Source organism: Micromonospora sp. NPDC049257 (genome assembly GCF_040678915.1).
Taxonomy (GTDB): domain Bacteria; phylum Actinomycetota; class Actinomycetes; order Mycobacteriales; family Micromonosporaceae; genus Micromonospora; species Micromonospora antibiotica.
The window spans coordinates 22,741-39,097 of record NZ_JBFAQU010000040.1; the positions used below are offsets into that span (position 1 = coordinate 22,741).

At 72.2% G+C, this 16,357-nt stretch carries 10 protein-coding genes and 1 pseudogene; 4 read left to right on the forward strand and 7 right to left on the reverse strand.

The features are described 5' to 3' along the window. Window positions 1–301: 301 nt before the first annotated feature. Window positions 302–1,537, forward strand: a complete 1,236-nt coding sequence (locus tag AB0K25_RS30510) for an acyltransferase family protein (RefSeq protein ID WP_219462670.1) — start codon at window positions 302–304, stop codon at window positions 1,535–1,537. A gap of 293 nt (window positions 1,538–1,830) precedes the next feature. On the opposite strand, the gene AB0K25_RS30515 is transcribed toward AB0K25_RS30510, so the two are convergent. Then, the gene (locus AB0K25_RS30515) at window positions 1,831–3,423 is read right to left on the reverse strand and encodes a DHA2 family efflux MFS transporter permease subunit (protein WP_208566647.1); all 1,593 of its coding nucleotides are present in this window, start codon (window positions 3,421–3,423) and stop codon (window positions 1,831–1,833) included. 113 nt (window positions 3,424–3,536) lie between these two features. Here AB0K25_RS30515 and AB0K25_RS30520 point away from each other — a divergent pair, with 113 nt between their 5' ends. Next, the gene (locus tag AB0K25_RS30520) at window positions 3,537–3,908 is read left to right on the forward strand and encodes a YciI family protein (protein ID WP_219462671.1); all 372 of its coding nucleotides are present in this window, start codon (window positions 3,537–3,539) and stop codon (window positions 3,906–3,908) included. 91 nt (window positions 3,909–3,999) lie between these two features. On the opposite strand, the gene AB0K25_RS30525 is transcribed toward AB0K25_RS30520, so the two are convergent. The 6 genes from AB0K25_RS30525 to AB0K25_RS30550 form a co-directional block, all read right to left on the reverse strand. Then, window positions 4,000–5,187: an acyl-CoA dehydrogenase family protein gene (locus AB0K25_RS30525; RefSeq protein WP_208566649.1), complete on the reverse strand. Its 1,188-nt coding sequence runs from the start codon at window positions 5,185–5,187 to the stop codon at window positions 4,000–4,002. 79 nt (window positions 5,188–5,266) lie between these two features. Then, window positions 5,267–6,844 (reverse strand): GMC family oxidoreductase N-terminal domain-containing protein, encoded by a 1,578-nt coding sequence (locus AB0K25_RS30530; protein WP_363823882.1) that lies wholly within the window; start codon window positions 6,842–6,844, stop codon window positions 5,267–5,269. 172 nt (window positions 6,845–7,016) lie between these two features. Then, a complete protein-coding gene (locus tag AB0K25_RS30535) occupies window positions 7,017–7,499 on the reverse strand; it encodes an SgcJ/EcaC family oxidoreductase (protein WP_219462682.1) in 483 nt (160 codons plus the stop codon). 126 nt (window positions 7,500–7,625) lie between these two features. Continuing rightward, the gene (locus AB0K25_RS30540) at window positions 7,626–8,081 is read right to left on the reverse strand and encodes an SgcJ/EcaC family oxidoreductase (RefSeq protein ID WP_219462693.1); all 456 of its coding nucleotides are present in this window, start codon (window positions 8,079–8,081) and stop codon (window positions 7,626–7,628) included. 31 nt (window positions 8,082–8,112) lie between these two features. Then, on the reverse strand, window positions 8,113–8,595 hold the full coding sequence (locus AB0K25_RS30545; protein ID WP_219462701.1) for an SgcJ/EcaC family oxidoreductase: 483 nt from the start codon (window positions 8,593–8,595) through the stop codon (window positions 8,113–8,115). A gap of 227 nt (window positions 8,596–8,822) precedes the next feature. Beyond that, complete coding sequence (locus AB0K25_RS30550) at window positions 8,823–14,186, reverse strand: type I polyketide synthase (RefSeq protein ID WP_363823885.1); 5,364 nt, start codon at window positions 14,184–14,186, stop codon at window positions 8,823–8,825. Between the two features lie 367 nt (window positions 14,187–14,553). Between AB0K25_RS30550 and AB0K25_RS30555 the strand changes: the two genes are divergently transcribed. Further along, the gene (locus AB0K25_RS30555) at window positions 14,554–16,221 is read left to right on the forward strand and encodes an AMP-binding protein (RefSeq protein WP_363823887.1); all 1,668 of its coding nucleotides are present in this window, start codon (window positions 14,554–14,556) and stop codon (window positions 16,219–16,221) included. A 41-nt stretch (window positions 16,222–16,262) separates the two neighbouring features. After that, a pseudogene (locus tag AB0K25_RS30560) lies at window positions 16,263–16,357 on the forward strand (ParA family protein); the annotation flags it as partial.

Here is a 16,357-nt window from a genome sequence, read left to right on the forward strand (position 1 = left end):
ACGGGCTCCCGAATTCGCTCCCGACCGAGACGCAGAAACGACGAATTAGCCGGAAAGGCCGAAAGGCCGATGCCGGCAACCGAAAGATGAAACAATTTTGACGCAAGCGCGGATGACCATGATTGTCTATGTTTTATAGCCTCCCCGTAGCGGTCGACAGCAACTCCCTCAGTGCTGTCCGGCCGGTCGGCCCGGAGCACGCACCACCTCTTCCGGGGCTACCGGCGCCGCCTATTCCCGACGCCCGACGAACGCGCGGAATCGGGACGGACCCGAGACCGCGGGTAGTGGAGAGCAGAACATGGCCATCCCCTCGACCCCTGTCCCCGGCGCCGCCACGAGCGCCTCCGAACGACTGCACGCCCTCGACGCGGTACGCGCGGGAGCCCTGCTCCTCGGCGTCGTGCTGCACACGACACTGTCCTTCCTGGAGCCCCGCACCTGGGTGGTGGGGGACGTGTCGACGAGCCCGGTGATGAACGGCACCTACTTCGTCATCCACGTGTTCCGGATGACGCTGTTCTTCCTGATCGCCGGCTTCTTCGCCCGGCTGCTGCTGCACCGGCGCGGCACCGCCGGGTTCGTCCGCAACCGGGCCGTGCGCATCCTCGCCCCACTGGCGATCTTCTGGCCGGTGGTGATGGTCTCCACCGTGGTGGCGATCATCATCGCGGCGAACCTGGCCGGTGAGGAGGTGCCCGGGGCCACCCCGATGACCCTGCGCACCTTCCCGCTGACCCACCTGTGGTTCCTCTACTGGCTGCTGGTCCTCTACGTGCTGGCACTGGTCGTCCGCGCGGTGGTCAACCTGCTCGACCCCGACGGCAGCCGGCGCAGCGGACTGGTCGACCCGATCGTCCGGAACGTCGTCGCCCGTGACCTCACCCCGCTGGTCGTCGGCGCCCCGCTCTGCGTCGCCTTCCTGCTCAAGCAGGACTGGCTGCTCTGGTACGGGGTGCCGCCGGCCGAGAACGGGCTGATCCCCAACCCGGTGGGCCTGGTCGCCTACGGGTGCGCGTTCGGCTTCGGCTGGCTGCTCAACCGCCAGGTGGACGTGATCCGGGTGTGGGAGCGGCGGTACCCCCGTAACCTGGTGGCGGCGGTCGTGCTCACCGCGATCGCGCTGGCCATGGTGGGGCTCACCCCGGACACCGAACCCGAGTCGCTGGGCTGGCACAAGATCGGCTACGCGGTCGTCTACACGCTGGCCGTGTGGGCGTGGACGATGGGCCTGATCGGGGCGGCCATGCGGCACCTGTCCCGGCCGAACCCGTCGATCCGGTACGTGGCCGACGCGTCGTACTGGGTCTATGTCGTCCACCTCCCGCTGGTGATGGCGCTACAGGCGGCGGTGTCGCAGGTGGCGGTGCCGTGGTTCGTCAAGTTCCCGGCCATCCTGCTGGTCACCTATCCCCTCACCCTGCTCAGCTACCGCTACCTGGTCCGTTACACGTTCATCGGGGCGCTGCTCAACGGGCGGCGTCGCCGGAGCACGGAGCCGGCCGAGGTGGCCGTGCCACAGACCGCCGCACACTGACCGCCGCACACCGACCGCCGCGCCGCGCGGGCGCCGGTGGTCGCGTGGGCCGAGTCAGCCCCGCCGGAAGGGGGATCCGGCGGGGCTGACGCCTGCCGGGGGGACGGCAGGTTCTCCGGCCCGGACCGGGGGGACGGTCCGGGTGGCACACCGGGACCGGTGCGGCCGGTCCCGGGCTGCCGGCCGGCCCGGGGGAAGGGCCGGCCGGCCCGTCCCGCACCGACCCGGGGGGGTGGGTCAGTGCGGGGCGGGAACGGCGTCCGGGCGGCGGCAACCACCCGGACGCCGACCGGTCAACGTGCGGGTGGAGCACCGGTCCGGTCGTCGGCGGCGGCCGGGGCACCCGACGGGGTGTCGGCGTCGCCGGTACCGGCCAACGGGGCGTCGGCGGTGGTCTTGTCGGACGGCGTCTTGTCGTCGGGGGTGGCCCAGTCGCCCTGGATACCGATCTTCTCCAGCAGCAGGAGCACGACGAGGGCGACGACCAGGAGCAGCACCGCGGAGACCCGGTAGGACAGCACGTACCCCTCGGTGGCCGCGACCCTCGCGTTCACCCCCTCGGCGAGCCGGTCCCCGCCCAACCGCAGGGCCAGCGCCACCAGGACCGACAGGCCGAGCGCGCCACCGACCTGCTGCATCACGTTCTGCATGGCGGAGGCGAGCCCGGTGTCCTGGGTGCCCACCTTGTAGAGCGCGGTGTTGGCGGTGCCGGGCATCGCCAGGCCGAAGAAGACGCCCAGCACCAGCATGCCGGGCAGGATGCCGCTGGCGTAGTGGGTGTCGACGGAGATCCCGCTGAGCAGCAACAGGCCGCCGGTGACCCCGAGCAGACCCACGATGATCACCGGCTTGACGCCGAACTTCGGGATCATGCCGGTGGACAGCCCGACGCCGAAGGCGATGCCCAGACCCACCGGGATGAAGGAGAGGCCGCCCTTGAGCGGCGAGTAGCCGAGCACCTGCTGCTCGAAGAGGGTGGTCAGGAAGGTGAACCCGAAGAAGGCGCAGGAGAGGGTCAGACCGACCAGGTAACCCACCGCGCGGGTGCGGTTGGTGAAGAACCGCAGCGGGATCAGCGGTGCGGCGGCCCGCGACTCGATCAGCAGCATCAGCCCGATCAGCGCCAGACCGCCGAAGAGCGGCAGCAGCACCTGCGTCGACAGCCAGGACCGCTCGGCGGCCTGGAGCAGGCCGTAGACGATGGCCACCAGACCCGCCGTGGCCGTCAGCACGCCGGCGAAGTTGAACTTCTGCCCGGTGCGCTCCATCCGGGTCTCGCCGACCAGCCGGCCCACCAGGGCCAGCGCGATCACCGCGACCGGGACGTTGACGTAGAAGATCCAGCGCCAGCTGGCGTCGGCGACGATGAGCCCACCGACGACCGGGCCGAGCGTGCCGGCCAGGCCCGACAGGCCACCCCAGATGCCGACCGCCTTGACCCGGTCGGCCGGGGCCGAGAAGAGCAGGAAGACGATGCCCAGCGCGGCCGGGGCGGCCAGCGCCTCACCGACGCCCTGGAGGAAGCGGCTGTAGATGAGCATCTCGGGGTTCATCGCGGCCCCGGAGATGACCGAGGCGATGGCGAAGATGACCACGCCGGTGACGAAGATCCGCCGCCGACCGAACAGGTCGGCGAGCCGGCCGCCGAACAGCAGCAGACCGCCGGCCATCAGCACGTAGCCGTTGACGACCCAGGCCAGCCCGGTCCGGGACATGTCGAGTTCGCCCTGGATGCGCGGCAGCGCGACGCTGACCACGGTCATGTCGATGACGAACATGAACTGGACGAAGCCGAGCAGCGCCAGCGCCTTCCACCGACGGGGATCCGGCCGGTCCGCGGACGCGTCAAGCGCCTCGTCCGAACTCGGTGTGGTACCGGTGCTCATGTGCCCTCCTCGACATCGGCGCACGTCACGTGCGCTTCTGCCTGGATGTCGAAGCTGGCTCGTTGGTTTCGACATACGGGTAAGCAAATAGTTCGAGCCTTCAGGAGGCACCCATGAAGTACCTGATCATGATCAGCCACAACCAGCAGACCCGGGACGCCTGGCAGAACATGTCCGACACCGAGCGGGAGCTGGGTTTCAAGGCGCACATGTCGCTGGTGGAGGATCTGGCCGAGTCGGGCGAGCTGATCGTCTCCGAGGCCCTCGCCGACCAGGGTCAGGCCAAGAAGGTCCTGGTCAGCGACGGCAAGGTCACCACCACCGACGGCCCGTTCCCCGAGGTCAAGGAGTACGTCGCCGGGATCTACCTGATCGAGTGCGACACCATCGAGCAGGCGGTCGGGCACGCCGCCCGGATCCCGGAGGCCAACTTCGGCCTCGTCGAGGTCCGTCCGGTGCTCGGCGCAGGTGGCCCCGACATGTGACGACCCGCACATGCGGGCGGACCCGCGGCACCGACCGGTGCCGCGGGTCCGTTTCTTCGTCCCACCGTCCGCCGTGCCCGGCGGGCGGCACTCAGATGTACGGCGAGTTGGGCTCCAGCCCGCACAGCACCCGACCGTAGAGTTCGAGGTTCGTCGACGGGACCATCAGCGCGTGCAGGTTGACCGCGTACATGTCCCGGACCACCCGCTGCATCGGGGCCTGGCGCAGGATCGACGAGCCACCGCTGGCCATCCCGAGCAGGTCGACGGCGGCCCGCCCGAGCTGGCAGATCGCCCCGATGTCGGCCCGGGTCCGGGCCCGCTCCTCCAGCGTCCACGGCTCACCGCTGACACCCTTGGTGTCGACCAGGTCGGTGATCCGCTGGGCGTGGAACTCGGCCTCGTCGATCTTCATGGTCGCCTCGGCCAGCTGCAGGTGGGTGACCGGGGCCTCCCGCTGCGTCGCGTAGTCGGTGTAGGTGATCTTGCGGTCGAGCCGCTCCAGGAAGAACTCCCGGGCCGCCCGGGCCAGCCCGATCACCGTACCGGCCGAGGAGGCGTTCGCCACCCCGAGCAGCGGGTTGCGGTACATCGGCAGGTCCCGGTTGAGCGCCGAGGCGCTCTGCCCCTGGAGCACGGCGGGCATCGGCACGATCCGCTCCTGCGGCACGAAGACGTCCCGGGCCACCGTGGTGATGCTGCCCGAACCCTGCAGGCCGGCGGTGTACCAGTCGTCCACGATCTCCAGGTCGGACAGCGGCACCAGGGCCATCACCGGCCACTGGTTCACCCCGTCCGGGGCGGGGGCCATCGCGATGACCTCCTGCCAGTGGCTGTGCAGGGCGCCGCTGATGAAACTCCAGCTGCCGTTGAGCACCATCCCGCCGCCGGGCTTCGGGGTGCCGCTGGCCGACGGGCTCAACGTCCCGCAGATCCGCACGTCGGGGGTGGAGTAGACCTCGTCCTGCACCGCGTCGGGGAACATCCCGACCATCCAGCCGGGGATCGCCCACACCGACGCCGTCCAGGCCACCGAGCCGTCGCCCCGGCCCAGCTCCACCATCACCTCGTGCAGGGTGCGGGTGTCCGACTCGTAGCCGCCGTAGCGGCGCGGCACCCGCATCCGGAACAGGCCGGCGTCGGCCAGCGCCTCGACCGTCTCGTCGTGCAGCCGCCGGTTCTCCTCCTGCCAGCTGGCGTGCCGGCGCAGCAGCGGCACCAGCTCGCTGGCGCGGCGTACCAGTTCTTCCCTCGGGGGGGCCTCGGTCGCGCTGGTCATCTCACTCCTCCTGTGCGGGTACGGTCGGCGGACAGGACGCCGCCCACCGGAACGGACGGGTCGGCGGGCGGGAGGCAGGTCACCGGGCGACCGCCTCGGCCTGCCGGGGCAGCGGCGCGACCCCGGCGATCAGGTCCGCCGCCTTTTCCGCGATGGCGATCACGGCGGCGTTCGGGTTGCCCCGGACCAGGGTGGGCATGACGCTGGCGTCGACCACCCGCAGCCCCTCCAGCCCGTTGACCCGCAACTGCTCGTCGACCACGGCGCCCATCGCGCAGGTGCCCGCCGGGTGGAAGATCGAGTGGGCGTACTGCCGGACGTAGTGCCGCAGGTCCTCGTCGGAGTCCGAGGCCGGCGGCGCGAACTGTCCCTCGGTGTACAGGGCCAGCGCCTTCTGCTGGGCGATCCGGATGCCGATCCGGGTCGCCGCGACCGCGTCGTCGAGGTCGCGCTCGTCCTGGAAGTAGTTGTGCACGATCTTCGGCTTGGCCGTCGGGTCGGCCGAGGCCAGCAGCACGTACCCCCGGCTGCGCGGGGCGATCATCGACGGGCCGTACGAGATCGAGTGGTGGGTGGGGGTGCCGAGCCCGCTGTCGGCGAACATCACCGGCGCGGCCAGGAACTCCGCGTCCGGGGCGGTCAGGTCGTCGCGGGTACGCACGAAGCCGCCGGCCTCCGGCCCGTTGGCCGTCATCGGGCCACGCCCCTCGGCCATGAAGCGTTGCAGGTGCTCGGGCTGGTTGGCGGCGAGCAGGCTGATCGGCTGCGAGTGGGTGTAGACCAGCGGGATCAGCGCGTGGTCCTGGAGGTTCTGCCCCACCTGCGGCTGGTCCAGCAGCACCGGCACGCCGAGCGCGCCCAGCAGCGGGGCCGGGCCGACCCCGGAGAGCATCAGCAGCTGCGGCGAGTTGTACGCCCCGGCGGCGAGGATGACCTCCCGGGAGGCGGTGACGGTCAGCGTGTCGTCCAGCCGGGTCCCGGTCACCCCGACCGCCCGACCGTTCTCGATCAGCACCCGGTGCACGTGGACGTTGGTCTCCACGGTCAGGTTGGGCCGGTCGAGGGCGGGGTGCAGGAACGCGGTCGCGGTGCTCTCCCGGCGGCCGTCGCGCTGGGTGAGCTGGAAGAAGCCGAAACCCTCCTGCCCCGCGCCGTTGAAGTCGTCGTTGGCCCCGTAGCCGGCGTCGGTGGCCGCCTCGACGAACGCCGACGACATCGGGTTGTTGGCCCGCCCCTCGGAGACCGCCATCGGCCCGCCGACCCCGTGGTAGGTCGACGCCCCCCGCTCGTTGTCCTCGGACCGCTTGAAGTACGGCAGCAGGTCGTCGAAGCCCCAGCCGGGCTGCGCCCAGCCGTCGAAGTCGCCGCGCGCGCCCCGGATGTAGACCATCGTGTTGATCGAGCTGGTGCCGCCCAGCACCCGCCCCCGGGGCAGGTAGACCCGCCGCCGACCCAGCGCCGGCTCCTCGTGGGTGTCGTAGTCCCAGTCCAGGGCGGTGCGGAACAGGGTGCCGAAGGCCACCGGGACGTGGATGTTGTCGGCGGTGTCCCGGGGACCCGCCTCGATCAGGCACACCGTGACGTCGGGGTCCTCGGTGAGCCGGGCGGCCAGGACACACCCCGCTGATCCCGCGCCGACGATGACGTAGTCGTACACCACTGCACCCTCCAAGGTCAGGTTCTCGGTTGTCGGTCGCGGGTCTCCGCGCCACCGGCGGGGACCGGGCGGTCCCCGCCGGGCGTGCCCCGGGGCCGTGGTGATCCGTGATCGGGATCCCGTCGTCACCACGACCGCGGCGGTCGGGCGGTCGTCGTCGACCGCGTCGGCGTCAGCCCCTGATCGGGCTGCTCTGGTGCGAGACCAGCCGGAGCTGGCCGTCGGGTTGGCGCAGCATCACCCAGGTGGCCCGGATGAAGTTCTCCGGCGCGATGTCGTCCTGGCCGGCCATGATGATGCCGCCCTCGGTCACCACCAGAGCGACGTCGTCGGTGAGGAAGCTGACCTCGACCGGCCAACCCTTCACCCGGGCGCCTCGCAGCGGCCCGGCGAAACCCCGGGACATGTACGCCCGGATCTCCTCCCGGCTGGTGAGCTGCTCGTCGCGCATCAGCAGGCTGCCGTTGTCGGTGAACACGTCGGCGAACATGTCGGCGTCGTTGGCCGCCCAGGCCGCCTGGATGCGCATGGCCACCGTCAACGCCGCCCGCTCGTCGGCGTCGGTGTACCCCCGGTAGTAGGACGGGTCCTCGGGGACACCTGCGGCGGCCAGCAGCGCCGAGGCGTCTCCCCAGGGTGCCATGGTCGTGGTCATCGGTTCCTCTTCTCCTCTCGTCGTCCAGGGCCGGGCCGACCCCTCGTCGTCCCGGCCCTGGACGGCCCGCTGGTCACCCGGCGCGCACCGGGGCGCTCGTCGCCCCCGGCGCTGGCCGGGACCGGTTCAGCCGGTGATCGGGCTGCTCTGGTAGGAGGCGATCCGCCAGTCGCCGTCCTGCTTGACGACGACCCACATGATGCGGACGTTGTCGCCCGGGGCGAGGGCGGCGGCGTCGGCGTAGACGACCCCGCCGACGCTGACCGCCAGCGCCATCGACTCCGAGACGACCTGGATCTCGCTGAACTCCAGGGTCAACCGGGAGCCCTTGTACGGGCCGGCGAACAGCTCGCCGAGGTAGGACCGGATCTCGTCGCGGCTCATCAGCTGGTTGTCGCCGACCAGCATGCTGCCGTTGTCGATGAAGAGGGAGGCGAAGCCCTCGGCGTCGTTGGCGTCCCACGCCGCCCGGCAGCGCAGCGGCGCGGTCAGCACCGCCCCTTCCACCCCGTTGGGGAAGTCGCCGTAGTACGAGGCCCACTGCTTGGCGCCGGCCACGAGCGATGCGCCCTCGGTGCTCATGCTGTCTCCTCCTGTCCGAGTGGGTGACCGGTCACCAGCGCAGCGTCGCGCCGGCGCCGCGCGGGCTGTTCTGGTAGCCGGCGAGCTGCCACTGGCCGTCGCGCTTGACGACGACCCAGGTGGAACGCACGGCCAGCTCCTCCGCGATGTCCGTCTGGCCGGCGGCGAGGATGCCACCGTGGGTACGGATCAGGGCGGCGTCGTCGGCGATGATCCGCACGTCGACCGGGCGGCCGGTGACCCCGGTGCCCTTGAACGGCCCGGCGTACGCGGCGGCCATGAACGAGCGGATCTCGTCGCGGCCCTTCTTGAACACGTCACCCGGCAGGATCATCACGCCGTCCTCGGTGAACGCATTCGCCACCCCGGCGGCGTCGTTGCGGGACCAGGCCTGCACCAGGCGCAACGGAACGGTGAGGACCTCCTTTTCCTGGTCGCTGGTGAACGACCCGTAATACGCGTCGAGTGCCTTTTCTCCGTCAATGGCCGGAGCCACCTGGGTACCAGTGGACATCGTGGTCGCTTCCTCTCCTGGGACTACTGCGGACAGTGGACACATTCACCCCCGAACGGTCCGTCCGTCCCCCCTATCCTCCGGCGGTCCGACACCGCTGACATCTCCGCGATTGCGATGTCGGAGACCGTTTCCGAGAAATCGTTTCCGGGGGCGGACGAGAAATAGCCGTACCCCGGCCGGTGGGTGCACCGGCCGGGGTACGGCGGGATCGCCGCAGGTGGGGGTCAGCCCACCCGCAACGCGGCCGGGTCGTCGGCCGGGTCGTCGTCGGTGGGCTCCGCGGGGCGCAGACTGTCGACGATGTGGTCGGCCAGGGCGGCGATGGTCGGCTTGTTCCACAGGATGTTCGGCGGCAGCTCCAGGCCGTACCGGCCCTGGAGCCGCACCCGCAGCGCCACCGTCATCACCGAGTCCACGCCCAGCTCGACCAGCGGCCGGCGCAGCTCCAGGTCCTCGGCGGCCAGGCTCAGCTCGGCGGCGGCCTGCTCCCGCACGTCGGCGGTGACCAGTTCCCGCAGCTCCTGCTCCGGGGTGTCGACCCAGTCGACGCTGAACGCCTGACCGGTGCCGCCCTCGGTGGTCGACCTGGTCGCGGTCAGCTCCCGCAGCATCGGCAGCCGGGGGGCGTTGGTGGTGGGCGCCAGCACCCGCAGGATCGCGTGGTACGGGCTGTGGAAACGGTCGGCGAAGGCCCAGGCCCGGAACGCCTCGGTCACCGAGATCGCGTCCAGGCCACGGGAGTTGGCCTCCAGCATGGTCGACGAGATCGACTCGGACATGCCGACCCCGCGCCAGGACGTCCAGCCGAGGCTGGTCGTCTCGGTGTGACCGTCGGCGTGCCGGTGCGCCGCTAGGGCGTCCAGGAACGAGTTGGCCGCCGCGTAGGTGGTCTGCCCGGTCAGCCGGGTGAACTGCCCGCAGGACGAGAACATTACGAAGAAGTCCAGCGTGCCCGGGGGGAAGAGCCGGTGCAGCACCATCGCCCCGTTCACCTTGGGCCCGAGGACGTCGTGCAGCCCCTCCCGGTCGACCTTGTCCACCATCGCGTCGCGTACCACGCCGGCGGCGTGCACGATGCCGCGTACCGCCGGCATGCCGTGCGAGGCCGGGTCGAGCGCCGCCGCGACCTCCACCGGGTCGGTGATGTCCAACGCCAGGGTCCGGACGGTCACCCCGAGCGCCTCCAGTTCGAGCACCCCGTCGATCTGCCGACGGGTCCGCACGTCGTGGTCGCCGTCCCAGTCGGCGCGCGGCGGCAGGCCACGGCGGCCGGCGAGCAGGATCCGCCGGGCCCCCCGGTCGGCCAGCCACCGGGCCACCATCAGGCCGAGTGCCCCGAGGCCACCGGTGATCAGGTAGGTGTCGGTCGGCCGGCACTGCAACGCGGTGCCGTCGGCGGGCCGCTCGACCTGCCCGAGCCGCTGCACCGCCACCTCACCACCGGTGACCGAGACGACGTCCTCGTCGCCGGTGAGCCGGCGCAGCACCGTCGCGAGGGTCTCGGCGGGGACGTCGGCGTCGTCGGCGAGGTCGACGACCCCACCCCACAGGTCCGGGTGTTCCCCGGCGATGATCCGGGCGATGCCCCACAGCGGGGCGTGGGCCAGCGACCGCTCCGCCACCGCCTGCCGCACGCCCCGGGTCAGGCACCAGAGCCGGGGCTGGGCGGCGGCCGGGTCGCCCCCGGCCGCCTGGGCCTCGATCAGTGCCTGCGCGCTGTGGATCAGCTCCCAGCCGCACCGTTCGGCGGCCTGCTCGGCCGACTCGCCGGCGTCGCCGGCACCCGGTGCGACCAGGACCGCGTCACGCGGGGTGAGACCGACCGTGGCCAGCTCGTCCGGGCCGTCCACCCGCACGGTACGCAGCCCGGTGCCGGCCAGCGCCCCGGCCAGGTCACCGGCGGCGGCGTCACCGCCGACCACGACCACCCGGGACAGCTCGGTGCTGCTGCCGTCGACGGTGAGGTCCAGCGACCGCCAGACCACCTCGTGCACCAGCTCTCGGGGGGCGGCCACCGCGCTGTCGGTGTCCGAGATGGCGGAGAACCGCAGGCCGCGCACCTGGCAGACCACTTCGCCGTGCTCGTTCGCCACCTGCACGTCCACCGTGTCCTGCGGCGACCTGGGCGACCGCACCGAGTGGACGGTGATGTGCGCCGGTGGTTCCCCCGTGAAGACGACCGACTCGATGTGCGAGGACATCCACTGGTGCCTGGCGTACTCCGGGGTGACCAGCACCGCGCTGATGGTCAGCGCGCCGTCGATGACGTGCGCCCAACTGGTGGCCGTCTGCGCCGGGGGCGGCACGATGACGATGTCGGCGAGTTGCTCCTCGTCGTTGCGGCGCAGCTCCACGACGTCCCAGGGGAACGCGTAGCCGCCGACGCCCATCCGGCGGAACATCTCGTCGACCCGCTGCCAGGACCACTCCTGCGGGCACCGGGCCCGCACCTCGTCGACGTCGACCCGGCCGTCGACCAGTTCGGTGCTCCAGTCGATGGTCGCCGTCGAGTGGGTGATCCACTCGTATTCCTCGTCGTCGACGACGGGGGCGCCGTCCTGCGGGGCGACCCGGGTGGCCAGCCGGGCGGTGTTCTCCGACAGGACGATCTGCACCACCCGGGGCGGCGCGACGGCCAGCGGGGTACGCAGCACGATGTCGGCCAGCGCGGGCAGCCGGCCGTCCTCCGCGGCGGCCAGGGCGAAGCTGTTGATCAGGACGGCGGCCGGGGTGATCTCGACGTCGACCACCTCGTGGTCGAGCGGGTAGGGCCGCGACGACATGTCCAGGTAGGTCTGCCACACCTGCCGGGGCGGGGCGCCGGAGACCGTCATCCGGCCGCCGAGCAGGCTGTGCCGCTCCGGGTCGTGCCCCCCGCCGGGACCGGACTCGGCCCGGGCCTCCGGGAAGATCCAGTACGGCCGGTGCTGCCAGGCCACCGAGGGCATCGGCAGCAACGAACCGGTCGGGTGCAGCCGCTCCCAGTCCACCGCCGCGCCCGCGCAGTGCAGCCGGGCCAGGCCGGCCAGCAGGGCACGTTCCTCGTCGGTGTCGCGGCGCAGGCTGTGCACGACGGTGGCGTCCTCGACGCCGAGGTGGGCGAGGGTCTCCCCGATGGAGTGGGTGACCACCGGGTGGGTGGAGACCTCCAGGAAGACCCGGTGCCCGTCGGCGACCGCCGCCGTCACCGCGTCGGTGAAGCGCACCGGCTCACGCAGGTTCGCCACCCAGTACGCGCCGTCACGCGGCGCGGTCGACCGGGGGTCGGTCAACGCGGTGCTGTAGAGGGGGGTGCGGGGCGTTCCGGGCCGCAGCGCACCGGCCGCCGCGGCGACCTCGGCCACCGCGGCGTCGACGTGCGGGCTGTGGAAGGCGATGTCGGTGTCGACCCGCCACACCGCCACCCCCTCCTCGCGCCAACGCGTCACGATCTGCTCGACGGTCTCCCGGTCCCCGGACAGCACGGTGGAGGTGGGGCTGGCCGAGATGGCGGCGACCACGCCGACCGAACCGGCGAGCCGCTGCCGGGCCTCGTCGAAGCCGAGCCCGACCATGGCCATCCCGCCCTGGCCCTGGAGGCGTTCCAGGGCGCGCGCCCGCTGGCAGGCGAACCGGGCGGCAGCCAGCACGTCCAGGCTGCCGGCGACGGCGGCGGCGGCGATCTCCCCCACCGAGTGCCCGATCACGGCGGCCGGGGTGAGCCCCCGGGACCGCCAGGTCTGCGCCAGGGCGACCTGGGTGGCGAAGGTCAACGCCTGCACCTCGACGCCGTTCCACGGGCCGCCGGCGGTGAGCGCCTCGCGGGGCGTCCAGCCGAGTTCCTCGCGGAACACCTCGGCCAGCGCGTCGACGGCGGCGGCGAAGACCGGCTCGTCGCGCAGCAACTGCCGGCCCATGCCCGCCCACTGCGCGCCGTGGCCGGAGAAGACCCAGACCACCGGGGCCGGATCGGCCACCGTCCGACCCCGGGCGACCTGCGGGGTCGTGCGGCCGTCGGCCACCTCCCGCAGCCGCTCGACGAGTTCCCCGGGTGAGGCGGCCAGCACGGCGGCCCGCTGCGGCAGGTGCGAGCGGCGCTGCGCCAGGGTGTGCCCCACCGACGGCAGGGACGCCCCCGGGTGCTCCACCAGCCAGTCGGCGGTGCGGCTGGCCAGCGCCGCCACCCCGGCCTCGGACATCGCCGAGAGCGGGTACACCGACGGCCGGGCCCCGGCGACGACCTCGGTCGAGGCGGTACCGGCCTGCGCCGGGTCGGCCGTGGCCCCGGTCGAGGCGGCCACGGCGGGCGGCGCCTCCTGGAGGATGACGTGCGAGATGGACCCGCCGACGCCGTAGCTGGACACGCCGGCCCGGCGCGGGCTGTCGCCGGCCGGCCACGGGGACCGCTCGCCGATCAGCCGCAGCCCGGAGGCGGCCCAGTCGAAGTCCGGGTTCGGCTCGCGGTGCAGGCTCGGCGGGATCTCGGCGTGCCGCAACGCCAGCACCGCCTTGATCACACCGGCGATGCCCGAGCCCGCCTCGACGTGACCGATGTTGGGTTTCACCGAACCGATCAGGCAGGGCTCGTCGGCGGGCCGTCCGGCGCCGAAGACGGCGGCCAACGCTTTGGCCTCCTCCCGGTCGCCGACCGGGGTGCCGGTGCCGTGCGCCTCGACGTAGTGCACCGTCTCCGGGGCGATGCCGGCACGCTCGTAGGCCACCCGGAGCATGTGCTCCTGGGCGGAGCCGTTGGGCGCCATCATCCCGTCGGAGCGGCCGTCCTGGAACACCCCGCTGCCGGGGATCAGCGCGAGCACCTCGTCGCCGTCACGGCGGGCGTCGGACAGCCGCTTGAGCACCACCACGCCGGCGCCCTCGCCCCGGCCGTAGCCGTCGGCGTCGGCGGCGAACGCCTTGCTGCGCCCGTCCGGGGCGGTCGCCCCGGCCGCGTCCAGGGCGACGAACAGGGTCGGGCTGGCCATGATGTTGACCCCGCCGACGACGGCCAGCGGGATCTCCCCCTCGCGCAGGCTCTGGCAGGCCAGGTGCAGCGCGGTGAGGGAACCGGCACAGGCGGTGTCGACCGCCATGCTGGGGCCCCGCAGGTCGAGGAAGTACGAGATGCGGTTGGCGATGCCGTAGTAGGTGGTGCCGTTGACCGCCCATGCCCCGGTCCGCGGAATGTCCTCCAGCAGGCGGCGGCCGTAGTCGTTGGAATTGGCCGCCACGAAGACACCGGCGTCCGAACCGCGCAGCGACAACGGCGGCACACCCGCGTTGCCCAGCGCCTCCCAGGCCAACTCCAACACGATCCGCTGCTGCGGGTCGAGGAAGTCCGCCTCCCGGGGAGAGATGCCGAAGAAGTCCGCGTCGAATCCCTCGATGTCGTCGAGGAATGAGCCCAGTCGGGTCGTCTTCCGCAGGATCGCGGTGGCCTGGGGGCTGGTCGAGGCGTACGGTTCCCACCGCTTGTCGGGCATGGCGCTCACGGCATGTCGACCACCGATGAGAAATGCCCAGAACTTCTCCAACGAGTCAAGGTCAGGGGCGAACCGGCAGCTCATACCGACAATGGCCACTGCCTCAGAAAATTCCCCATCCTGGCTCACGTCCAGGCTCCTCTCCACATCGCCGACCGCACCCGGAACACAGCCGGATGCGGTGGTCGCTGTCCTTCGGAAATGTCGCGGTGACGGTCAGGTCCGGACGCTGACCTCAACTGCGGAACATCCTGTTCCCCCACCGATCACAGGGGCACCTTCCTGAGTGCGATCGTCGGCGGCCGACGGCGGCCACCGGCACCCGCCGTGACCTCCGTTAATGCCCGGCGGCGCAATAGCGCAATGCGGGAGAAGGAACTCGGCGGTGCGCCTCCGTACGGTTTCCCCGCGAGTTCGACACGCGAATTCCTCGGTCGCGCCGCGCGGGCCCCGACGCCGGTGCGCCGCGTCGACCCACCGGATCGGGAGGACCCACATGTCCGCAGAAGCGACCCGACCTACCCTCGACGGGACCGTGCCGTGGCCACCGGAGCTGGTGGCGCGGTACACCGAGCGGGGGTACTGGACTCACCGTTCGCTGGGGGCGCAGCTGTACGCCGCCGCCGACGCCGACCCCACCGCGACGTGCCTGGTCGACGGCCCGGTACGGCTCACCTTCGCCGAGCTGACCGCCCGCGCGGACGGGGCCGCCACCCGCCTGCGGGAGCTGGGGATACGCCCCGACGACCGGGTGGTGGTGCAGCTGCCCAACTGCTGGGAGTTCGTCGTGCTGACGGTGGCCTGCTTCCGGCTGGGCGCGGTCCCGGTGATGGCGCTGCCGGCGCACCGTCGGCAGGAGATCGCCGCGATCGTGGCATTGACGGGGGCGCGGGCGCTGGTCGTACCGGACGTGTTGAAGGACTTCGACCACCAGGCGTTGGCGCACGAGGTGGCCGCCGACGCCCCGACCCTGCGGCACGTGCTGGTGGCCGGGGCGGAGGTCCGCGCGGACAGTGTCGACCTGCGGCGGCTGTGCCGGCCGGCGGACGACCCGGCGGCGGCCCGGTCGGCGCTCGACGCCGCCGCTCCCGCCGGCTCGGCGGTCGCCCTGTTCCTGCTCTCCGGCGGCACCACCGGGGTGCCGAAGCTGATCGCCCGGACCCACGACGACTACGGGTACATGATGCGCCGGGCGGCCGAGCTGTCCGACGTGGACGCGTCGACGGTCTACCTGGCGGTGCTGCCGCTGGCGCACGGTTACCCGATGGCCGGGCCGGGTCTGCTGGGCACGTTGCTGGCCGGTGGCCGGGTGGTGATCCTGCCGTCGCCCGCACCGGAGCGCGCGTTCGAGACGGTGCAGCGGGAGCAGGTCACCTTCACCTCGTTGGTGCCGGCCGCCGTGCAACGCTGGCTGGAGTACCGGGAGAAGGACCCCGACCGGGACCTCGGTTCGCTGCGCCGGGTGCAGGTCGCCGGCTCCCGGCTGGCCGACCAGGTGGCCCAGCGGGTCACCCCGGTCCTGGGCTGCGCGTTGCAGCAGGTGTACGGGATGGCGGAGGGGCTGCTCTGCCTGACCCGCCCGGCCGACCCGCCGGACGTGGTGTGCCACACCCAGGGCCGCCCGATCTGCCCGGACGACGAGTTGCGGCTGGTCGACGAGGACGGTCGGCCGGTGCCGCCGGGCGAGGCGGGGGTGCTGTTGACCCGGGGGCCGTACACGCCGCGCGGCTACTACCGGTCGCCGGAGCTGACCGCGCGGGCCTTCGTCGACGGCTGGTACAACACCGGCGACATCGTGCGGCTGCGGCCGGACGGGAACCTGGTCATCGAGGGGCGGGACAAGGACCTGATCAACCGGGGTGGGGAGAAGATCTCCGCCGAGGAGGTGGAGAACTTCGCCTACCAGCTCGACGCGGTGAGCCTGGCCGCCGCGGTCGCCATGCCGGACGCCGAGCTGGGTGAGCGGGTCTGCCTCTACGTGGTGCCGCAGCCGGGCCGGGCGGTGGCCCTGGAGGACGTAAGGGCGGTGATGCAGCGGGCCGGGGTGGCCGCGTTCAAGCTGCCGGAGCGGCTGGTGACCGTCGACGAGCTGCCGTTCACGGCGGTGGGCAAGGTGAACAAGAAGCAGCTGCGGGCGGACATCAGCCGCCGGTTGGCCGGCTGATCCGGGCCGGCGACGGGGACGCGGCGGCGGGGGCGCACCGGGTGGAACTCGTAGGCATCCTCGCCACCTTGTACGACAGCCGCACCACCCACTGCCGGCAGGTGCTCCAGCGGGTGGTCGAGGCGTTCGGCGACAT